Source organism: Candidatus Vallotiella adelgis, assembly GCF_020541305.1.
GTDB classification, from domain to species: Bacteria; Pseudomonadota; Gammaproteobacteria; order Burkholderiales; family Burkholderiaceae; genus Mycetohabitans; species Mycetohabitans adelgis.
Window position 1 is genome coordinate 53,651 of record NZ_CP047396.1, and the last position, 22,770, is coordinate 76,420.

At 46.4% G+C, this 22,770-nt stretch carries 11 protein-coding genes, 6 tRNA genes and 3 rRNA genes; 18 read left to right on the forward strand and 2 right to left on the reverse strand.

Annotated features, from left to right (window positions below):
* Positions 1–104 precede the first annotated feature (104 nt).
* On the forward strand, positions 105–2,372 hold the full coding sequence (locus tag GJV44_RS00160; protein WP_226806514.1) for an NADP-dependent malic enzyme: 2,268 nt from the start codon (positions 105–107) through the stop codon (positions 2,370–2,372).
* A gap of 1,661 nt (positions 2,373–4,033) precedes the next feature.
* On the opposite strand, the gene GJV44_RS00165 is transcribed toward GJV44_RS00160, so the two are convergent.
* The gene (locus GJV44_RS00165; protein WP_226806515.1) at positions 4,034–4,822 is read right to left on the reverse strand and encodes a DUF1835 domain-containing protein; all 789 of its coding nucleotides are present in this window, start codon (positions 4,820–4,822) and stop codon (positions 4,034–4,036) included.
* Positions 4,823–6,380: 1,558 nt separating this feature from the next.
* A complete protein-coding gene (locus tag GJV44_RS00170; protein WP_226806516.1) occupies positions 6,381–6,533 on the reverse strand; it encodes a hypothetical protein in 153 nt (50 codons plus the stop codon).
* 639 nt (positions 6,534–7,172) lie between these two features.
* On the opposite strand from GJV44_RS00170, the gene GJV44_RS00175 reads away from it, so the two are divergent.
* The 17 genes from GJV44_RS00175 to rpoB all read left to right on the forward strand — a co-directional run bounded on the left by GJV44_RS00175 (position 7,173) and on the right by rpoB (position 22,760).
* A 16S ribosomal RNA gene (locus GJV44_RS00175) occupies positions 7,173–8,702 on the forward strand.
* Positions 8,703–8,770: 68 nt separating this feature from the next.
* A tRNA-Ile gene (locus GJV44_RS00180) sits at positions 8,771–8,847 on the forward strand.
* A gap of 52 nt (positions 8,848–8,899) precedes the next feature.
* A tRNA-Ala gene (locus tag GJV44_RS00185) sits at positions 8,900–8,975 on the forward strand.
* 251 nt (positions 8,976–9,226) lie between these two features.
* Positions 9,227–12,112 (forward strand): 23S ribosomal RNA (locus GJV44_RS00190).
* Positions 12,113–12,264: 152 nt separating this feature from the next.
* A 5S ribosomal RNA gene (rrf, locus tag GJV44_RS00195) occupies positions 12,265–12,378 on the forward strand.
* Together the 16S, 23S and 5S rRNA genes with 2 tRNA genes alongside form the textbook arrangement of a ribosomal RNA operon.
* Positions 12,379–13,064: 686 nt before the next feature.
* Positions 13,065–13,150: transfer RNA gene (locus GJV44_RS00200), tRNA-Tyr, on the forward strand.
* Between the two features lie 38 nt (positions 13,151–13,188).
* A tRNA-Gly gene (locus GJV44_RS00205) sits at positions 13,189–13,262 on the forward strand.
* 16 nt (positions 13,263–13,278) lie between these two features.
* A tRNA-Thr gene (locus GJV44_RS00210) sits at positions 13,279–13,353 on the forward strand.
* 61 nt (positions 13,354–13,414) lie between these two features.
* On the forward strand, positions 13,415–14,605 hold the full coding sequence (gene tuf, locus GJV44_RS00215; RefSeq protein ID WP_226806517.1) for an elongation factor Tu: 1,191 nt from the start codon (positions 13,415–13,417) through the stop codon (positions 14,603–14,605).
* 65 nt (positions 14,606–14,670) lie between these two features.
* Positions 14,671–14,746 (forward strand) — tRNA-Trp (locus tag GJV44_RS00220).
* A 40-nt stretch (positions 14,747–14,786) separates the two neighbouring features.
* Positions 14,787–15,167, forward strand: a complete 381-nt coding sequence (gene secE, locus GJV44_RS00225) for a preprotein translocase subunit SecE (RefSeq protein ID WP_226806518.1) — start codon at positions 14,787–14,789, stop codon at positions 15,165–15,167.
* Position 15,168: 1 nt separating this feature from the next.
* A complete protein-coding gene (gene nusG / locus GJV44_RS00230; RefSeq protein ID WP_226806519.1) occupies positions 15,169–15,726 on the forward strand; it encodes a transcription termination/antitermination protein NusG in 558 nt (185 codons plus the stop codon).
* 152 nt (positions 15,727–15,878) lie between these two features.
* Positions 15,879–16,310: a 50S ribosomal protein L11 gene (gene rplK / locus GJV44_RS00235; RefSeq protein ID WP_226806520.1), complete on the forward strand. Its 432-nt coding sequence runs from the start codon at positions 15,879–15,881 to the stop codon at positions 16,308–16,310.
* Positions 16,310–17,005 carry a 50S ribosomal protein L1 gene (rplA, locus tag GJV44_RS00240; protein ID WP_226806521.1) on the forward strand — a complete coding sequence of 232 codons (696 nt, stop codon included), beginning with the start codon at positions 16,310–16,312 and terminating at the stop codon, positions 17,003–17,005. The genes rplK and rplA overlap by 1 nt, the downstream gene beginning before the upstream one ends.
* A gap of 320 nt (positions 17,006–17,325) precedes the next feature.
* Complete coding sequence (gene rplJ, locus GJV44_RS00245; protein WP_226806522.1) at positions 17,326–17,823, forward strand: 50S ribosomal protein L10; 498 nt, start codon at positions 17,326–17,328, stop codon at positions 17,821–17,823.
* 77 nt (positions 17,824–17,900) lie between these two features.
* A complete protein-coding gene (rplL, locus tag GJV44_RS00250) occupies positions 17,901–18,278 on the forward strand; it encodes a 50S ribosomal protein L7/L12 (RefSeq protein WP_226806523.1) in 378 nt (125 codons plus the stop codon).
* Between the two features lie 369 nt (positions 18,279–18,647).
* Positions 18,648–22,760 carry a DNA-directed RNA polymerase subunit beta gene (gene rpoB / locus GJV44_RS00255; RefSeq protein WP_226806524.1) on the forward strand — a complete coding sequence of 1,371 codons (4,113 nt, stop codon included), beginning with the start codon at positions 18,648–18,650 and terminating at the stop codon, positions 22,758–22,760.
* The last annotated feature ends 10 nt before the right edge of the window (positions 22,761–22,770 follow it).

A 22,770-nucleotide genomic window follows, 5' to 3' on the forward strand; every position in this document is an offset into this window, starting at 1 on the left:
CAGTTGGGGGGGTTCTCCGCACTAATATTTGGACAGAAGTTCATGGGGTGTACACTTAGCCTCTCTGAAATATATCCACTCTCTATTTACTTACACGTCGCACTATGGACGAACAACTGAAACAAAGCGCTCTCGCCTATCACCAAAATCCAAAACCTGGCAAGATATCTGTTATTCCAACCAAGCCACTGTCTAGTCAATTTGACTTGTCCCGTGCTTATTCTCCAGGTGTTGCAGCTGCGTGCGAGGCGATTTATGCTGAGCCGCTTGATGTACAGAAGTACACGTCTCGCGGTAATTTAGTCGGTGTTATTACAAATGGCACAGCAGTACTAGGGCTTGGTAATATTGGGCCGTTGGCTGCCAAACCGGTTATGGAAGGCAAGGGCTGTTTATTTAAGAAATTCGCTGGTATCGACGTGTTCGATATTGAGCTCGCGGAATCTGATCCCAATAAATTGGTCGAAGCAATCGCAATGCTCGAGCCGACTCTGGGTGGCATCAATTTAGAGGATATTAAGGCGCCGGAGTGTTTCTATATCGAGCAGAAACTACGTGAGCGAATGAAGATCCCGGTGTTCCACGATGATCAGCATGGCACCGCTATCATTGCGTCAGCAGCAATCTTGAATGGCCTGAAAGTCATTAGAAAAAATATCGCTCAGGTGAAGTTAGTTGTTTCGGGTGCGGGTGCGGCAGCAATCGCATGCTTAGATCTACTAGTCAAACTTGGTCTCAGTAAGAGCAATATTCTTGTAGCTGACTCTAAGGGCATAATCTATGAAGGCCGCGGTTATCTTGATCCGTCCAAGCACCGCTATGCGGTGCATACCGATGCTCGCACCCTTGCTGACGCAATGAAAGATGCTGATGTGTTCCTTGGTTGCTCGAAAGCTGGTGTACTAAAACCAGATATGGTCCGAGGGATGGCTGACAAGCCGTTAATTCTAGCGCTAGCTAATCCGGAGCCGGAGATCCGTCCGGAAGAGGCCAAGAAAGTCAGACCCGATTGTATTATTGCCACGGGCCGTTCTGACTATCCGAATCAGGTTAATAACGTCTTATGCTTTCCATTTATCTTCCGCGGCGCGCTTGACGCGGGAGCAACTACGATCACAGAAGAAATGAAGCTCGCATGCGTTCGCGCACTTGCAGAGCTAGCCGAGGAAAGTGGCCAAGGCGACGAAGTCGCTAGAGTGTATGAGGGCCATACACTCGAATTTGGTCCGGAGTATTTAATCCCCAAGCCATTTGATCCGCGACTAATGATCAAGATTGCGCCCGCTGTTGCGCAAGCAGCGATAGATTCACATGTTGCGACGCGCCCGATCTTAGATATGGAAACTTATCGGGAGCAGCTTACCACGATGGTATACCGTACCGGTATGGTCATGCGACCCGTATTCTCTGCAGCTAAGGCTTCTAACGCACGAATTATATTCGCCGAAGGTGAAGACGAACGTGTATTACATGCAGCACAATTTATGCTGACCGAGCGTATCGGTAGGCCAATTATTGTTGGACGTCCAGCTGTGGTTGAAATGCGCCTAAAGAAGATGAGTTCGAAGCTACGCGTCGGCTACGACTTCGAGATCGTCGATCTAGACAATGATGCGCTTTATAATCAGTGTTGGCAGGCCTATCACGAACTTAAGTGTGGGAAAGAAATACCTGAAGTGACTCAGTCTTCGATACGCAACTCGAATACATTGCTCAGCGCTATACTGGTTCGGCTTGGCAATGCGGATGGCATGGTATGTGGCTTAATAAAATCGTTTCATAGTCATCTAAAGTACATTGATTATATTCTTGGCCTTGCTGGAAATGCTAAGTACTATGCGGCGATGAATTTACTAATGTTGCCAGGCCGAAATCTCTTTATTTGCGATACCTATGTGAACGAAATTCCAAGTGCGGAGCAGCTTGCCGATATGGCAATTCTAGCGGCGCGCGAGGTTGAGAAATTCGGTATTGTGCCGAAAATTGCATTATTGTCGAACTCAAATTTTGGCATCGTGCCGACAGCTTCTTCTCAGCGTATGGCTCGAGCTCGTGCGCTGATTGCTGAGCGTGCTGCGCACCTAGAAGTCGATGGCGAAATGCACGGTGATGCGGCGCTGTCGGAAGTAATCCGAAGGAAGGCAATGCCTAGTACCACGCTCAGTGGTGAAGCTAACTTGCTCATTATGCCAAACATTGAAGCGGCTAACATTACATATAACCTGCTCAAAATGATTGGCGGAGAAGGTGTGACGGTTGGGCCGTTTTTGCTTGGCGCTGCAAAGGCCGTACATATACTGACGCCGGCATCCACCGTGCGCCGCATCATTAACATGGCTGCAGTAGCATCGGCCAATGCACGTGTCGGCTGAGCAGTTCTTTATAATTTAGGTTAGCTAACCTAGATAATTACTGGGACTGTTTTTTGTTGTGATGTATACGATGGGGCTACGAACAACAGGACTAGCTCGTCTCTCTCATCTAGATTTAAGTAGCCATGCACATTTTCTGTGTATGGCTACTGCTAGCGCGTGATAAAATGTGAGATATTAATTACTAGCTTGCGTGAGTTATGTTCTACCGTCTAATAGTAGACTCTAGAATATCATGAAAAACAAGGTCAAGATATTCTTGGAGATAGCTAGAAAACAGTAATTAGGCAGATAGTATCGATAACTTATCAGCATAGTGAATGCTGACTATGCTGGTAGCGCTCCTTTCTATGAGAAAGCCTCTAGCTACTAGAGTGTTTATAGTATATTTCTGGGGTTGAAATACCGCTTAGCGCTGGATCAGCTAAGCTCTTGAGAAAACCAAAAATACTAGCCCGCTAGTAGCGGGTTGGCATTAATCAGATTATTGCCACTAACCGATTTCTATAGCGATGGGTGGGCTCAGATACCTCACATTATCAGTAGTAGCACAAAAGAGGTATTAAGCATCTAACTGAACGAGTATTCATCAATAGCAGACTGTTCCTGCTATAGTTGAACTATTATGAGGCCGTATAAGATGATGGCGCCGGAGCCAAATATCGTATCGGTTTTTTCTAATGTGTTCTCAGTTCTAGCCTCTAGATATACGTCACATTAAATATCGCGACAGGCAATGAATATATACGGCGTCGTGAGCTGACTCTCTTCGTTATACATTTCAGAGCGCAATATTAAAGTGATAAATGCTCGGTGCTTTTGTGACTGTTTCTAGAAAGATAAGAGAGATAAATAATTCTGATAAACTCAGGGGTTATCGTCATAGACGACGAACACTGTTATCCGAAAAGTCGCTGCCGATGCTGCAGCGTTTAATAAAATAATCAGGAATACTACTCTCAAACCAAAGCACACGTGATATTGATTATTTGATCAGGGTTTAACTAAACGCTTTTATTATTTTTCTTTCTAGAGATGCGTGTCTTTAAAACTAGATCACTTTTCAAAGTCAAAATATCAGCACTACTGTAAAACGTGTAACTCAATTCATTATCAAGAATAGTGATAAACTCATTCTCGAAACCCGCGCTGATTGCTATGCAACTGGCATGAGTCATGTACTGCGGATAAGTTCGTGACAACTGGCATAAACCTGGAAACAATATCGCGAGTAGAGCTATCGCTTAGTTAAGATTGTTCAGTAGAGTACTGTCTAAAATATGCGACGTTTCATATGCCGCTAGACACGCTAAATTCACTTTATGAGGATGTGTTGCTTATGCGTCCTGTCGCAAGCGAGCTCGCTAGACCTCAGTGAGAATTAATATTAGTGATTTCGTGTATTAGTCTCTAGTAAATCGAATAGCGCCTTGCCCTTGTTCTCATAGAGATTAGTGCGGACGACGTCTATATGCCGCTGGCCGCGACTAAGTCTTTTTATCGATGCGCTCGGGTAGCTAATCTGCATAAATTTCTCTGCAGCTAGATTCAAGATTTTCTCGAGTTGGTTGTGATGATAAAAAAAGGGGGATTATTCGTAGCCTATACGCACAATTGGGTTAAGCATTTGTCTAATGAGAATAAACACATTAATTGCTAGACTATGGCCGACGTACTTGCACATCCCGCCACTGTCGGCTAGTTTCGCTACTAAGAACGAGTCGACCGACTGTAGCTAGTTCTCTACAGCGCCATAATGCAATTGCGTGGGTTACGCAAACGCCGAAGTCGCCCTTTATAACCCGGGCGGCAACTTGTGTTGCTACTTGCCATCGATCATCGATATGCTGTAACCATGCGTTGTCGATTGGTGTACATGTACTGGTTACGAAGCAGTTTTCGCGCCAGCATCGAATATCACCATTTAGTCGGCGTATATTTTGCCATTCTAGCGCAAGGCGCCCGATCCGCAATACTGAGATCGGTGCCGCTTTCCGGATGCGTGTAGCCAGCATATCAGCACCGAACATGCTGATTGTGCTTGCGCCGTCAGCACGCGGCGTAACTTCACAAGGCAGCTCGTTCGCACTGAGAGCTACTTCATTGAGTCGTTGTGGTTGGGTGTACAGATACCATACAATCCGACGTAGCATCAGTTGATCTGATGCGCTTTGCGCGTGCCAAACGACAATATTTCTTGCTGATTTAACGAGACGCTCTAACGTGGTATTCTGCTCCTTTAGGTGGGACCTGATATCCAAGTCCCTGTTGTCGAGGACCTGCTGCCAGAACGCCACACGTTCATACGCGTCACTATCAACAGTGCCAATCGGGCCAAACGCGAGATCATCACGCAGAACAAGAACTTCCTCATTGCGTCGCGCACTAACTAGCGCTATACGAAGCGAGGCGGCCGCTAAATCCCCATTTATAATATGGATCGTTGTCATGGAAGTTGCTCGCTTACACATTCAGTTGGACAGCGATGAATAGTTCCCAGTATACTGCCACCAACGCGCTATGCACGCTGAGCATAAGCTCACAGATAAAAAACACTAGTTGTGCGTAATTATTTCGAATCGTAGTCGACAACATGAAAATAATAGATAGCCAATGGCATAGTGCACTACTTAGCGTTCATACGACTAACAGTCATGCATTCAATGAACCTGGCGATGTTAACGGGTTACTTACTAATTAGGTACACGAGCGCAAAATGCTTCCCTCCTATCTGCGCTTTTCTAAATCCTCTTAGCGCTCTAAATCAGAGTATGCAGCATCTTTGAGAATCTCGAGCAAACGGCATGCCTCGTTTATAGCGGGAGCGACTTGCTGCGCATACTTGTGAGTATGCTTTCTAAGTTTTCAGTAGACGTGTACTTTATATGCGATTATCTCAAGCGGTAGCGTGCTAATTATTGTGGTACTCCAATATCTTGAGAGGCGTTTTCGGCTACATGTATTATTAGCGCAAGTTTGGGAAAAAATACTTGATCGAACAATGCAGCTAGCATCATGAATAAAAAGAAGAAAGGCGCGCTTGACTCACTCTAGCTTCTCCGCGTTCTACATTAAAATATGTAGTAAAGCTGAGGTATGTGATTATTCAGTTAATTTTGTGACTTAGTTTAGAATATTTAAGTACGAAGCTGAAGCAGAAGCTGATACGCTCTAGTTTCATACTTCTACGCAATTTTCCGCTTTCCCTCATAGTTAGTGATATTGATAATAATCAAGCAAAAGAAAAGCGTTTCTTTTTTACTGTTCACATGAACCTAAAACACGATGCACTATCCTAGTTTCAACTGAATATGAATTGCGCAGTTTAATGGGGCCTTATGGAAAGTAAGCGAAATTTTTTTCAGCATTCGACCTGTATTCTGCGGATGCGCAACGGGCTAAATGACACAGTAGATTTTTATTAAGCATGTAGTGAACACGAACCGTGATAGTTGATCGATATTTGGGGCAACGCTGTTGCTAGCTGCTTTCTCCGCATTGTCATTTTAATCAACTAAAAAAGTAAACTTCTGATGGCAAGTGCTATCTCTTAGCAGCGTAATTTATTGAGCTATCTAGTAACACTTATCTTAGTCAGACGACTGAAGTATTATAATAAACGGCACTATTTTATAGTGCCGTACAGGAAGAGGTCTGCAGATATATTCTGCAACTCATGTACTGGATATTTCGGGTCGGCAGTTTAGGAAAATCCGAAATTCGCTCGTAACATCGACGTCCCAAGGACGTGCCTATTTTATCTATCAAATATCTATGGTGTGTAAAACTACTGAAAGTATTGATAATCATCTGCGATTTAATCATCAGTATCATGCGCTTGATACTAAACTTAAATCAATAGTAATCAAATGAGTTAATGGAAGAACTTTTATGCGGTCGTTTGTGAGGCACTAGTAGTCCATCTTATTAATTGACGGTAGGAAGCAATTATTGGTTAATTCTACTAACCATAGTATATAGTTTATCTTATATCTCGTGTGTAATATACTACAACAATCTAGCGTGTACACCAGTCATCGCACCAGTTAGGATTGAGAATATCAACTCGCGCCGCATTACTGCGGCGCTACCAGCAACTGCGATTGGCCGGCATATTCCTTGCCTGTGCGTCAAAACTAAGTGATGACTACTAGTTTTCATGACTAAAGATCTCCCATAAGGAAAGATCAATAATATATATTGATGCGCCTCGCTGGAAAATCTTCCTTGTCGCATGAAGCCGTGATCAGCGCATACATGACTTAAACAAAACTCAATTCTAATTCGACAGCGTTATTAATTTTGGAACGGTACTATATAATGCCTCTATCTCATATACATTAAACACTGTGATAAACAGAAACTATGTACGCTCAAGAAAACGCGCCCGCACCAGAAAATATGCGGACAGCGATAGCTAACTTAATTTAAGTTGCAGCGTTAAGTCAGTAAATTAGTTTATAGCGATCAGCGTCTCACTGACCGCTTCAAGAAACTGCTTGACGCTTTGAAAGATTATGTTCACAATCGTTGTTCTGTACTACTTACGTAGTAACGCGACCAGAATGCCAAGCTTAAGTAGGTAAAGCGTGGCTAACGCAATGTTCTTTAACAAAAAAAAGCCGATAAGTGTGGGCACTTGATGGATAGATAAACTGCACCTGCTTTTAAATTCAGGCGCAGAAAAGCAAAGAAAATCATCAGGTTTTATTCAAATAAAGACAATTTTTAAGAAATTAAAAATTGTAAGAATTTTGAGTTAACCAACTAGCTCGAAAGAGCTAGATAAGTAACAAATTTAAACTAAAGAGTTTGATCCTGGCTCAGATTAAACGCTGGCGGCATGCCTTACACATGCAAGTCGAACGGCAGCGCAGGCTTCGGCCGGGCGGCAAGTGGCGAACGGGTGAGTAATACATCGGAACGTGTCTTAGAGTGGGGGATAGCCCGACGAAAGCCGGATTAATACCGCATATTCTCTAAGGAGGAAAGCGGGGGACCTTTGGCCTCGCGCTCAAAGGGCGGCCGATGGCAGATTAGCTAGTTGGTAGAGTAAAAGCCTACCAAGGCGACGATCTGTAGCTGGTCTGAGAGGACGACCAGCCACACTGGGACTGAGACACGGCCCAGACTCCTACGGGAGGCAGCAGTGGGGAATTTTGGACAATGGGGGAAACCCTGATCCAGCAATGCCGCGTGTGTGAAGAAGGCCTTCGGGTTGTAAAGCACTTTTATCCGAGAAGAAAAAAACCTGGCAAATACCTAGGTTCAATGACGATACCGGAAGAATAAGCACCGGCTAACTACGTGCCAGCAGCCGCGGTAATACGTAGGGTGCAAGCGTTAATCGGAATTACTGGGCGTAAAGCGTGCGCAGGCGGTTTGCTAAGACCGATGTGAAATCCCCGGGCTCAACCTGGGAACTGCATTGGTGACTGCCAAACTAGAGTATGGCAGAGGGAGGTAGAATTCCACGTGTAGCAGTGAAATGCGTAGAGATGTGGAGGAATACCGATGGCGAAGGCAGCCTCCTGGGTCAATACTGACGCTCATGCACGAAAGCGTGGGGAGCAAACAGGATTAGATACCCTGGTAGTCCACGCCCTAAACGATGTCAACTAGTTGTTGGGGATTCATTTCCTTGGTAACGTAGCTAACGCGTGAAGTTGACCGCCTGGGGAGTACGGTCGCAAGATTAAAACTCAAAGGAATTGACGGGGACCCGCACAAGCGGTGGATGATGTGGATTAATTCGATGCAACGCGAAAAACCTTACCTACCCTTGACATGGTTAGAACTCCACTGAGAAGTAGAGGTGCTCGAAAGAGAACTAACACACAGGTGCTGCATGGCTGTCGTCAGCTCGTGTCGTGAGATGTTGGGTTAAGTCCCGCAACGAGCGCAACCCTTATCCTTAGTTGCTACGCAAGAGCACTCTAAGGAGACTGCCGGTGACAAGCCGGAGGAAGGTGGGGATGACGTCAAGTCCTCATGGCCCTTATGGGTAGGGCTTCACACGTCATACAATGGTCGGAACAGAGGGCTGCCAACCCGCGAGGGGGAGCTAATCCCAAAAAACCGATCGTAGTCCGGATTGTAGTCTGCAACTCGACTGCATAAAGTTGGAATCGCTAGTAATCGCGGATCAGCATGTCGCGGTGAATACGTTCCCGGGTCTTGTACACACCGCCCGTCACACCATGGGAGTGGGTTTTACCAGAAGTGGCTAGTCTAACCGAAAGGAGGACGGTTACCACGGTAGGATTCATAACTGGGGTGAAGTCGTAACAAGGTAGCCGTATCGGAAGGTGCGGCTGGATCACCTCCTTTCTAGAGCAAAATATCTAAACTTCAAGTGTTCACACTTATCGGCTGTAAAAATCACAGAGGCAGACAAAGGGTCTGTAGCTCAGTCGGTTAGAGCACCGTCTTGATAAGGCGGGGGTCGTTGGTTCAAATCCAACCAGACCCACCATACAAATCTAATAAACGACAAGCACTGTGTAAATCAAAAAAAGCTAAAAAAAGGGGGTATAGCTCAGTCGGGAGAGCACCTGCTTTGCAAGCAGGAGGTCGTCGGTTCGATCCCGTCTGCCTCCACCACTGATCAATCGAGAGCGCTTAAAATCTGAGCGTTGACGATTGATTTTAAAGTAAAATCAGTAAAATATAGTTGTAACGTTCTTTAACAATTTGGAATAGAAGCAAAATATTCATTACATCTAGAGATGAATGTAATGAATAGACGGGTAGTAGTTCAAAATACTTTTTAAGTAGTTGAATTAGTTTAAACAACTCAATACATACAGCGCAAAAACTAAACGTTATCGCGCTGTAAGACGGACTTGTTATAGGATCAAGCAAACAAGTGCATGTGGTGGATGCCTTGGCGATCACAGGCGAAGAAGGACGTGGTAGCCTGCGAAAAGCTGCGGGGAGCTGGCAAATAAGCTTTGATCCGCAGATGTCCGAATGGGGAAACCCGACCCATATGGGTCATCCATGACTGAATACATAGGTCATGTGAAGCGAACGCGGCGAACTGAAACATCTAAGTAGCCGCAGGAAAAGAAATCAACCGAGATTCCCAAAGTAGTGGCGAGCGAAATGGGATCAGCCTGTATCATTTATCACTATAGTTAGCTGAACGTTCTGGAAAAAACGGCCATAGCAGGTGATAGCCCTGTAAGCAAAAACTAAAGTGTAGAACTAAGGGTACGACAAGTAAAACGGGGCACGTGAAATCCTGTTTGAAGATGGGGGGACCATCCTCCAAGGCTAAATACTCGTGATCGACCGATAGTGAACCAGTACCGTAAGGGAAAGGCGAAAAGAACCCCGGGAGGGGAGTGAAATAGATCCTGAAACCGCATGCATACAAACAGTCGGAGCCTTGTAAGAGGTGACGGCGTACCTTTTGTATAATGGGTCAGCGACTTACGTTCAGTAGCAAGCTTAACCAAATAGGGAAGGCGTAGCGAAAGCGAGTCCGAATAGGGCGATTAGTTGCTGGGCGTAGACCCGAAACCAAGTGATCTATCCATGGCCAGGTTGAAGGTGCGGTAACACGCACTGGAGGACCGAACCCACTAACGTTGAAAAGTTAGGGGATGAGCTGTGGATAGGGGTGAAAGGCTAAACAAACTTGGAAATAGCTGGTTCTCTCCGAAAACTATTTAGGTAGTGCCTCGTTTATCACCTTCAGGGGTAGAGCACTGTCATGGTTGAGGGGTCCATTGCGGATTACTTCACCATAGCAAACTCCGAATACCGAAGAGTGTAATGACGGGAGACAGACGCCGGGTGCTAACGTCCGACGTCGAAAGGGAAACAACCCAGACCACCAGCTAAGGTCCCTAAAATTGGCTAAGTGGAAAACGAAGTGGGAAGGCAAAAACAGTCAGGAGGTTGGCTTAGAAGCAGCCATCCTTTAAAGAAAGCGTAATAGCTCACTGATCGAGTCGTCCTGCGCGGAAGATGTAACGGGGCTAAGCCAATTACCGAAGCTGTGGATGCGCACGTTAAATGCGCATGGTAGGAGAGCGTTCCGTAAGCCTGCGAAGGTGTACTGAAAAGTATGCTGGAGGTATCGGAAGTGCGAATGCTGACATGAGTAGCGATAAAGGGGGTGAAAAGCCCCCTCGCCGTAAGCCCAAGGTTTCCTACGCAACGTTCATCGGCGTAGGGTAAGTCGGCCCCTAAGGTGAGGCAGAAATGCGTAACTGATGGAAAACAGGTTAATATTCCTGTACCGTTGTTAGATGCGATGAGGGGACGGATCGCGGAAGGTTGTCCGGGTGTCGGAAATCCCGGTCCCTGCATTAAAGAAGGCGCTTTGGCAAATCCGGGCGCGCAATTCAAGGATGCGGGGCGAGCAGCTTTTTAAGCTGCGAAGCAATTAGAAGTGGTCCCAAGAAAAGCCTCTAAGCTTCAGTCTAACAAGACCGTACCGCAAACCGACACAGGTGGGCGAGATGAGTATTCTAAGGCGCTTGAGAGAACTCGGGAGAAGGAACTCGGCAAATTGGTACCGTAACTTCGGGATAAGGTACGCCCTATTAGCCTGACTGGCCTGCGCCAAAAGGGTGAAAGGGTTGCAATAAACTGGTGGCTGCGACTGTTTAATAAAAACACAGCACTCTGCAAACACGAAAGTGGACGTATAGGGTGTGACGCCTGCCCGGTGCCGGAAGATTAAATGATGGGGTGAAAGCTCTTGACTGAAGTCCCGGTAAACGGCGGCCGTAACTATAACGGTCCTAAGGTAGCGAAATTCCTTGTCGGGTAAGTTCCGACCTGCACGAATGGCGTAACGATGGCCACACTGTCTCCTCCCGAGACTCAGCGAAGTTGAAATGTTTGTGATGATGCAAACTACCCGCGGCTAGACGGAAAGACCCCATGAACCTTTACTGTAGCTTTGCATTGGACTTTGAACCGATCTGTGTAGGATAGGTGGGAGGCCTTGAAGCGTGAACGCTAGCTCACGTGGAGCCGTCCTTGAAATACCACCCTGGTTTGTTTGAAGTTCTAACCTAGGGTCCTGAATCGGGCTCGGGGACCGTGCATGGTAGGCAGTTTGACTGGGGCGGTCTCCTCCTAAAGCGTAACGGAGGAGTACAAAGGTACGCTAGGTACGGTCGGAAATCGTACTGATAGTGCAATGGCATAAGCGTGCTTAACTGCGAGACCGACAAGTCGAGCAGATGCGAAAGCAGGTCATAGTGATCCGGTGGTTCTGTATGGAAGGGCCATCGCTCAACGGATAAAAGGTACTCTGGGGATAACAGGCTAATACCGCCCAAGAGTTCATATCGACGGCGGTGTTTGGCACCTCGATGTCGGCTCATCTCATCCTGGGGCTGTAGCCGGTCCCAAGGGTATGGCTGTTCGCCATTTAAAGAGGTACGTGAGCTGGGTTTAAAACGTCGTGAGACAGTTTGGTCCCTATCTGCCGTGGGCGTTGGAAGTTTGAGGGGGGCTGCTCCTAGTACGAGAGGACCGGAGTGGACGAACCTCTGGTGTACCGGTTGTCACGCCAGTGGCATCGCCGGGTAGCTATGTTCGGAAAAGATAACCGCTGAAAGCATCTAAGCGGGAAACTTGCCTCAAGATAAGACTTCCCCGGGGACTTAATCCCCTTAAAGGGTCGTTCAAGACTAGGACGTTGATAGGTCGGGTGTGTACGCACAGTAATGTGTTAAGCTAACCGATACTAATTGCCCGTAAGGCTTGATCCTATAACTAGTCCGTTTTACCATTATGCAGTTAATTTACACTACCCTCTTATTTACTGTTTCTAATCCAAATTGGCTGTCGGTACCCCATTAGCATACGATCTGCAAAGCACATGTAGATACTACGGTGGAAGAATCGACTGCATCTCTTTTTGCCTGATGACCATAGTGAGTTGGTCCCACCCCTTCCCATCCCGAACAGGACTGTGAAACGACTCCACGCCGATGATAGTGCGGATTTCCCGTGTGAAAGTAGGTAATTGTCAGGCTTCTCCTTCTCTCCGTCACGCCCGATTTCTGCCCAAATCGGGCGTGACGCTTTTTGGGAATCGCTCTGTATTAAAAATAATTCACACCATATAAAATCCGATACTTTTCACTTCTTAGACGTATAAGTTCAATATTTATTTCATAATACATACTTAAGTAATTTTTATTCTGATAAAAATAGCTTTTTCGTCGAAAGAAAAGTAAAGTAATTTTAAGTACTTACTATACCGAAGATCGCAGGCAGATCCTAATTTCTATAGATTAGTTCACCTTCAAAATAGCATATACATAGCGTATATTTTCTAAATTTTTTAAAATCCGAAGATAAACGAATATCGCGGAACGAATATCGAGAATATAAAATATAAGATTTTAGTAAAAATATTCTGGATGTTAGAAAATATATATTACAACTTATTTCAAAGTTGAACAAAGATTCATGCAATGGATAGAGTTTTACGCTTCAGATAACCTTCTATAAAAGGAACTAGCACCCTGATGCATTAAAATCCCCGTATCAGGGCGTTAGAATTTGTGTAATATTTATATTTCTCTCCCTTAATACCGATATAATTAACAAATTTTGTTATGCTAGAAGACGGAAAACTAATGATTACTGAGTCTAGGCTGGTTATAATGTGGTTGACACTTACAGCTAATTAGCTGATAATAATGGGCTGTCTCCGGAGGGGTGCCTGAGTGGCTAAAAGGAGCAGACTGTAAATCTGTTGGCTTATGCCTACGTTGGTTCGAATCCAACCTCCTCCACCAAAATTTTTCGGCAAGTGTTATAAAGTACAAGTATCTCCGCGGGTGTAGCTCAATGGTAGAGCAGAAGCCTTCCAAGCTTACAATAAGGGTTCGATTCCCTTCACCCGCTCCAAAGTCTTAAATGCTTGGCCCATGTAGCTCAGTGGTAGAGCACTCCCTTGGTAAGGGAGAGGTCGGCAGTTCAATCCTGCTCATGGGCACCAAAGTGCCAGAGTAATGCGTTTGCACGCGGAGCAATAGACCAATCCCTGTTAGGAGGCAAAAATGGCCAAAAGCAAGTTTAAACGGACCAAGCCGCATGTGAACGTAGGCACGATCGGTCACGTTGACCATGGTAAGACCACGCTGACGGCGGCGATCGCGACGGTTTTGTCGTCGAAGTTTGGTGGTGAAGCAAAGAAGTATGACGAGATCGACGCGGCGCCAGAAGAGAAAGCTCGTGGCATCACGATTAATACAGCACATATTGAGTACGAAACAGAGTATCGTCACTATGCGCACGTAGACTGCCCCGGTCATGCGGACTACGTAAAAAATATGATTACTGGCGCAGCACAGATGGACGGCGCGATTTTAGTGGTGTCAGCCGCGGACGGTCCAATGCCGCAAACCCGTGAGCATATTCTACTAGCACGTCAAGTAGGCGTGCCGTATATCATAGTCTTCCTAAACAAGTGTGACATGGTAGACGATGCTGAGTTGCTCGAACTAGTAGAAATGGAGGTTCGCGAACTTTTATCTAAGTATGAGTTTCCGGGCGATGATACGCCAATCATCCAGGGCTCGGCAAAGCTAGCGCTAGAGGGAGATAAAAGTGATTTAGGTGAAGCGGCGATTATACGTCTAGCTGCTGCGCTAGATACGCATATTCCGACGCCAGAGCGTACGGTAGATGGCGCATTCTTAATGCCGGTAGAAGATGTATTCTCTATTTCTGGTCGCGGCACTGTTGTCACGGGTCGTGTAGAGCGTGGAATAATTAAAGTCGGTGAGGAAATTGAGGTTGTTGGTATTCGTAATACGTTGAAGACGACGTGTACGGGCGTAGAAATGTTCCGCAAACTACTAGACCAAGGTCAGGCAGGAGACAATGTAGGTATTCTGCTGCGCGGCACCAAGCGCGAAGATGTAGAGCGTGGCCAAGTACTAGCTAAGCCAGGTACAATCACGCCACACACATACTTTACAGCGGAGGTATACGTGCTAAGTAAGGATGAAGGTGGGCGCCATACGCCATTCTTTAACAACTATCGGCCGCAGTTCTACTTCCGTACAACAGATGTAACCGGCTCAATTGAGTTGCCTAAGGACAAAGAAATGGTGATGCCCGGTGATAATGTGTCGATCACTGTTAAATTAATTGCGCCGATCGCAATGGAAGAAGGCCTGCGCTTCGCAATCCGCGAAGGTGGTCGTACTGTCGGTGCCGGTGTGGTTGCCAAGATTATTAAGTAAAGTGGATATGGCTAGCTATAATTAAGGCAGCGATAATAGCTACCTTAACAAATTTTGAGGAGAGGAGGGGTATAGCTCAACTGGCAGAGCGTCGGTCTCCAAAACCGAAGGTTGGGGGTTCAACTCCCTCTGCCCCTGCCAATCAGAGCCGCTTACGCGGCACCGTTCGTTTTGGGGTGTTATGGCGAATTCATCCGTCGAAACTGTGAATGGCGTAAGCAACAGAATATTACTTACGCTAGGTGTATTGCTTGTTGTCGCTGGGATTGCTGCATTTTACTTGCTTGATATGTATGCTTGGTATATACGTAGCACAACGCTAGCAGTTAGTATCGTTGCAGCTATTGCGGTAGAACTTGTTTCTGCCTCAGGTCAAAGTTTTATTAAATTTGTAAAAGATTCGTACCGCGAGCTTAATAAAATTGTTTGGCCAACTTCTAAAGAAGCTAGCCAAACGACGCTAGTTGTATTTGGCTTCGTGTTTCTGATGTCGATCTATCTTTGGGTTAGCGATAAGACCATTGAGTGGGTCATTTTCTCGCTAATTCTGGGTTGGAGGTGATATGAGCGCTAGCGAAGCATCATCAGATAGAAAGCGTTGGTACGTCATACATGCTTACTCTGGGATGGAAAAAAGCGTACAACGTGCGCTTCAGGAGCGAATTCAGCGTGCTGGCATGCAAGATAAGTTTGGCCAGATTCTAGTTCCAACCGAAGAAGTCGTAGAGATTAAGAGTGGATACAAATCGGTGACCGAGCGCCGATTTTTCCCGGGATACGTGTTGATTGAGATGGTAATGACTGACGAAACATGGCATTTAGTAAAAAATATTGCCAAAGTAACCGGGTTTGTCGGCAGCGCGAAACATCGTCCAAGTCCCGTCTCACACCGTGAGGTTGAGAAAATTATGTCACAAATGCAAGAAGGTGTCGAAAAGCCGCGGCCAAAAACATTGTTCGAAGTCGGCGAGCTAGTTCGTGTCAAGGAGGGTCCATTCACGGATTTTAATGGCAGCGTTGAAGAGGTTAATTATGAAAAGTCGCGCGTACGTGTTTCAGTGACAATTTTTGGGCGCGCAACGCCGGTTGAGCTTGAGTTCGGCCAAGTTGAGAAAGTCTGATGTTTAATGGTACCCCCAACATGCCGTGCCATTATGTGAAAATATTGGCGCCTCCATCTAATTGACTGTTGAAGAGTTCTGGTACGGTTTACCAGAAGTGTGCTAAGTGCGTTATTATCCAACGAACGTCAGGCGTTTACCTAAGGTTGCACATGGCAAAAAAAATTATCGGCTTTATTAAGCTACAGATTCCTGCAGGTAAAGCTAATCCGTCACCACCAGTCGGGCCAGCGCTGGGGCAGCGCGGTCTCAACATTATGGAATTCTGTAAAGCATTTAACGCGCAAACGCAAGGCCTTGAGCCGGGTTTGCCGACGCCTCTTGTGATTACCGTTTATGCAGATAAAAGTTTTTCTTTTGTCCTAAAGACGCCCCCAGCAACTATTCTAATTAAGAAAGCAGCGCAGATTAACAAGGGATCTAGTAAGCCACACATCGAAAAAGTGAGTAATATCACACAGGTACAAGCTCAAGAAATTGCTAAAATAAAAATGCCAGATCTTACTGGATCTGACCTTGATGCAGCAGTTCGAACAATCGCTGGTAGCGCGCGTTCGATGGGTGTTACTGTAGAAGGTATGTAATGGCTAAGATCTCAAAGCGCTTAAGAGCACTAAATAGTAGAGTCGATCACCTGAAGCTATATCGAATCGATGAGGCGATGCCGCTCATTAAGCAATGCTCAACCGCTAAGTTTGATGAGTCGATCGATGTTGCTGTACAGCTGGGTGTAGATGCAAAAAAATCAGACCAAGTTGTGCGAGGCTCGGTTGTATTGCCAGCTGGAACCGGAAAAAATATACGTGTCGCTGTATTCGCGCAAGGTGACAAAGCGGAGCAAGCAAAAGTTGCAGGTGCTGACATCGTTGGGATGGAAGACTTGGCTGAACAAATTAAAGTAGGTAATCTGAATTTCGATATCGTAATTGCATCGCCAGATACAATGCGCGTAGTCGGCATGCTCGGTCAAATTCTCGGTCCGCGCGGTTTAATGCCGAATCCAAAGGTAGGCACGGTTACTTTAGACGTAGCGACTGCAGTCAAAAATGCAAAAGCCGGTCAAATTCGGTTTCGTGTCGATAAGGCTGGAATAATTCATGCAACGATTGGCCGAGCATCTTTTCAACCAACTGCGCTGAAGTCTAATCTTACTGTTTTGCTTTCTGAGCTGCAAAAAGCTAAGCCGATGACAAGCAAAGGCGTTTATTTGCGCAAGATTGCAATGTCAAGCACGATGGGTGTTAGTGTGCGCATTGACTCCAGCACGGTTTTTATATAACGACTAATAACGCAGCGTATAATAGTAGTCGCGCTGTGCTATATATATTTTAGGCAATAGTTGTACCGTTATTATCAGATGTAATACATATACAGGTAGCTTTCAAAGATCGTTGGCGGGCAGGTAATTACATTACCTAACCTTAATAAAAGATCCAACGCAGATGGCGAACCCGAAATAGTTCTGTAGCATAGAAACCAGGCATTATGATAAGTATGCTGGCTTAAATACTCTTAATAATCTCGGACGCTGTTTATAAAACGCGGTACGTGAACGTGGTCGAAACGATCCCCTAGCGAACCAAATCTGGAGGTGAAACGTTGCCACTCAATCGTAAAGATAAGCAGGCCATCATAGCAGAGATTGTCATACAAATTCTGCAAGCTCAGACTATCGTATTAGCCGAATATCGTGGGATTGCGGTTAGTGATCTGACAAAGCTTCGCGCGAAGGCGCGCGAGCAACAAGTATACCTGCGCGTCTTAAAGAACACGCTTGCACGTCGTGCTGTTGTAGGTACGCTGTTTGCTTCGCTTACTGAGCAAATGACCGGTCCCTTAATCTATAGTATTTCAAGTGATGCAGTCTCGGCAGCTAAGATCATTCATGATTTTGTTAGAACAACTGACAAACTCGTGATTAAGGCCGGCTCTTATAAAGGCAAGATAATGGATAAAGCCGACGTGCAAGCGTTGGCTTCTATTCTGAGCCGCGAGGAACTTCTCGCAAAGCTGCTGGGTATTATACAGATACCTATTTCCGGTTTCGCACGTGCTTTAGCTATGCTAGTCGAAAAAAGACGAAGCGAGATAGCCTGACGGCTAGGCCGGGCGCGAGCCCAGTTTGCTGCAAATAGTTAACTAAAAATCTACATTTCAAGTTAAGAGTATTTTAAATGGCAATCGCAAAAGAAGACATTCTGAACGCCGTTGGCGAGATGTCAGTTCTGGAAATGAACGAGCTAGTAAAGGCGTTTGAAGAGAAGTTTGGTGTGTCGGCTACTACTTTTGCCGTTGCGGGCCCAGCAGGTGTCGGCAGCGGTGCTGCCGCGCCAGAAGAGCAAACTGAATTTACGGTCAACTTGCTTGAAATCGGTGCAAATAAAGTATCGGTAATCAAAGCTGTTCGTGAACTGACTGGTCTAGGCCTGAAAGAAGCAAAAGATTTAGTTGATAGTGCACCAAAGGCTGTAAAAGAATCGGCACCGAAGGCTATTGCTGAAGAGGCAAAGAAAAAGCTTGAAGACGCCGGCGCAAAAGCTGAAATCAAATAACTTTCAATATCTTATGCGAGGGCTGACGGTCTGAAACCGTCAGCCTTTTTGCGCTTTTTAGATCTTGAAGGCGATTTTATTGATCGCGCGGTGCTGTAATAATCACAGAAGTCAAAGAAAAGACTATCGTTTGATAGTACCTGTTTTTTCTTTGTCTTCTGAAGCGACTGCAGAAGACAAGTTTGGTCCGGGTAGCGGGCAACATGGGTAACCGCTGCCATCATCCAGCAGTTGGTAGCGGCCAATCACCAAGCTTCTTGGTTCGTTCAAGCGTTTAGACGACCACAGGGTCTCAGTCGGTGAACACTCAGGCAACTCGGTTCATTGCTGTTGGAGAAATGAACTATTCTGCCGTGATTCGGAGATCGTATGCAATATTCCTTCACCGAGAAGAAGCGTATTCGTAAGAGTTTTGCGAAGCGCCCTATCGTTCACCCAGTTCCTTTTCTGCTGGCTACCCAGCTTGAATCATTTAACACCTTTCTACAAGCGCATGTACTCGCCACGCAACGTAGGCCGGAAGGACTGCAAGCCGCATTTACATCGGTCTTTCCAATTGTTTCGCATAATAACTTTGCCCGACTTGAGTTCGTCAGCTATGCGCTCTCATCACCTGCGTTTGATGTTAAAGAATGCCAGCAGCGTGGTCTAACCTATTGCTCTGCATTGCGGGCAAAAGTCCGCCTAGTGATCTTCGACAGGGAGTCGCCAACTAAGCCAGTTATTAAAGAAGTGAAGGAGCAGGAAGTATACATGGGCGAGATCCCGCTCATGACGCCAACCGGATCTTTTGTAATTAACGGAACCGAGCGCGTAATTGTCTCGCAGCTCCATCGATCACCAGGCGTATTCTTCGAGCATGACAAGGGAAAAACACACAGCTCGGGTAAGTTGCTATTCTCGGCACGCATCATCCCGTATCGGGGATCGTGGCTAGATTTTGAGTTCGACCCGAAAGATATTTTGTACTTCCGCGTTGACCGTCGCCGCAAGATGCCGGTGACGATTCTGTTGAAAGCTATTGGCTTGACGCCTGAGCAAATCCTAGCGTATTTCTTTGTATTTGATCACTTTAAATTAATGCAAGACGGTGCGCAGATGAAATTCGTGCCGGATCGGCTGCGAGGAGAGGTTGCACGTTTCGATATTGTTGATCAGAATGGCAAGATCATTGTGCAGAAAGATAAGCGGATCAACGCTAAACATATCCGCGACCTCGAGAATACGAAGACGAAATATATCTCGGTGCCAGAGGACTATCTGATCGGTCGTGTGCTCTCAAAGAACATAATTGACACGGATACCGGCGAAGTGATTGTCAATGCGAATGACGAGATTACTGAGAACGTGCTGGCAAAACTACGCGAAGTCGGCATACAAGAAATACAGACGTTGTATACAAACGATCTAGATCAGGGTCCGTATATTTCATTAACGCTACGTATCGATGAAACTGCTGATAAAACCGCTGCACGCATTGCGATTTACCGAATGATGCGGCCAGGTGAGCCACCAACAGAGGAAGCAGTCGAAACGTTATTCAACCGTTTATTTTATAACGAAGATGCGTATGACCTTTCCAAGGTAGGTCGTATGAAGTTTAACCGTCGCGTGGGTCGAGATGAGATTCACGGTCCAATGACGTTAACTGATACTGACATTCTTGCGTCTATTAAGATTTTGGTCGAATTGCGCAATGGTAAGGGTGAGATTGATGATATTGACCACCTTGGAAATCGTCGTGTACGCTGTGTTGGTGAATTGGCCGAAAACCAGTTCCGTGCTGGCCTAGTGCGTGTAGAGCGAGCAGTGAAGGAACGTCTAGGCCAGGCAGAAAGTGAAAACCTCATGCCACATGACCTCATTAACTCAAAGCCGATTTCATCGGCTATTCGTGAGTTCTTTGGCTCGTCTCAGCTATCGCAGTTTATGGACCAGACAAACCCGCTGTCAGAGATCACACATAAGCGGCGTGTGTCTGCGCTAGGGCCAGGAGGCTTGACGCGTGAGCGTGCTGGTTTTGAAGTGCGTGATGTACACCCAACCCACTATGGTCGAGTATGTCCGATTGAAACCCCAGAAGGTCCAAATATTGGCTTGATCAACTCGCTAGCACTATATGCACATCTGAACGAATACTGCTTCCTCGAGACACCGTACAGGAAAGTAATCGACGGAAAAGTGAGCGACCAAATCGACTACCTATCTGCAATCGAAGAAGGTCGGTACGTGATCGCGCAAGCAAATGCAGCAATCGATGACGATGGTCAGCTAATTGACGAGCTAGTTTCAGCCCGAGAAGCTGGCGAAACGCTAATGGTTACACCAGATCGTATTCAATATATGGATGTTGCGCCTTCGCAGATCGTGTCAGTAGCGGCTTCGCTCATTCCATTTCTTGAGCATGATGACGCAAATCGCGCGTTAATGGGTTCAAACATGCAGCGCCAGGCAGTGCCTTGCCTGCGACCAGAAAAAGCGGTAGTTGGTACTGGTATTGAGCGTACGACCGCGGTAGATTCTGGCACGACGGTTCAAGTATGTCGCGGTGGCGTGATCGACTATGTTGACGCAGGCCGCGTAGTAATTCGCGTAAACGATGACGAAGCTGTAGCGGGTGAGGTTGGCGTTGATATCTATAATCTAATTAAGTATACGCGTTCGAATCAAAACACAAATATTAACCAGCGACCGATCGTAAAGGTTGGCGACCGTGTCGCACATGGCGATGTAATCGCCGATGGTGCGTCGACAGATCTAGGAGAGCTCGCGCTTGGCCAGAACATGCTAGTCGCTTTCACGCCATGGAACGGTTACAATTTCGAGGACTCAATCCTGATCTCTGAGCGTGTAGTTGCCGATGACCGTTATACATCGATCCACATTGAAGAGCTCAATATCGTAGCGCGCGATACGAAGCTCGGGCCAGAAGAAATCACGCGTGATATCTCTAATCTAGCTGAAGCGCAGTTAAACCGTCTAGATGAATCAGGCATCGTCTATATTGGCGCCGAGGTCGAAGCAGGCGATGTGTTGGTTGGTAAAGTAACCCCAAAAGGCGAGACACAACTAACACCGGAAGAAAAGTTGCTGCGCGCAATCTTTGGTGAAAAAGCGTCTGACGTGAAGGATACATCACTCCGCGTACCATCTGGCATGACAGGCACTCTGATCGATGTACAAGTGTTTACGCGAGAGGGTATCCCACGAGATAAGCGTGCACAGCAGATCATCGATGACGAGCTTAAACGCTATCGATTAGATTTAAACGATCAGTTACGGATCGTCGAAAGTGATGCATTTGAGCGGCTAGCCCGAATGTTTGATGGTAAGGTTGCGAACGGTGGCCCTAAAAAGCTTGCGAAGGGTACAAAAATTACGCGTGAATACTTAGATAATTTAGATCATTATCACTGGTTCGATATTTGCTTAGAAGACGACGACGCAGCAGGGCAACTAGAAGCGATTAAGGAATCAATTGAGCAAAAGCGCCATCAATTCGACCTTGCATTCGAAGAAAAGCGCAAGAAACTCACGCAAGGCGATGAGCTATCCCCAGGCGTTCTAAAGATGGTCAAAGTATACTTAGCAGTTAAGCGTCGCTTGCAGCCGGGAGATAAGATGGCCGGCCGTCATGGGAATAAAGGAGTTGTTTCTAAGATTATCCCGATTGAAGACATGCCATATATGGCGGACGGTCGTCCCTGCGATGTTGTATTAAATCCGCTGGGCGTACCATCTCGGATGAATGTTGGTCAGATCCTCGAGACTCATTTAGGCTGGGCCGCAAAAGGTTTGGGTTGGCGTATTGGAGAAATGCTACAGACTAAGAAGGTAACGCTATTGCAGGATCTTCGGTCACTTCTGGTAAAAGTTTATAACGAATCGGGGCGTCCAGAGTTAATCGACGAAATGTCCAATGATGAAATCATCGAGCTTGCTCAAAACCTGAAGGAAGGCGTGCCGTTTGCAACACCGGTATTTGACGGTGCGCATGAAAAAGAGATTTCTCGCATGCTCGATCTTGGGTTTCCAGATGAGATAGCGCAACAGCTAGGAATGACGAAATCAAAAAATCAGGTCACTCTATACGACGGGCGAACAGGCGAGTCGTTCGAGCGCCCAGTTACAGTCGGCTACATGCACATGCTAAAGCTACATCATCTTGTCGACGACAAAATGCATGCACGCTCAACTGGTCCGTACTCGCTAGTGACTCAGCAGCCATTGGGCGGTAAAGCGCAGTTCGGTGGCCAGCGCTTCGGGGAAATGGAGGTGTGGGCTCTAGAGGCGTACGGTGCATCGTACGTTTTACAAGAAATGCTCACGGTGAAATCGGATGACGTGACAGGTCGCACGAAAGTGTACGAGAACCTCGTGAAAGGCGATCATGTAATCGATGCGGGAATGCCGGAGTCGTTTAACGTGCTAGTGAAAGAAATCCGGTCACTTGGTATCGATATTGATCTTGACCGGAACTAATCGGTCTACT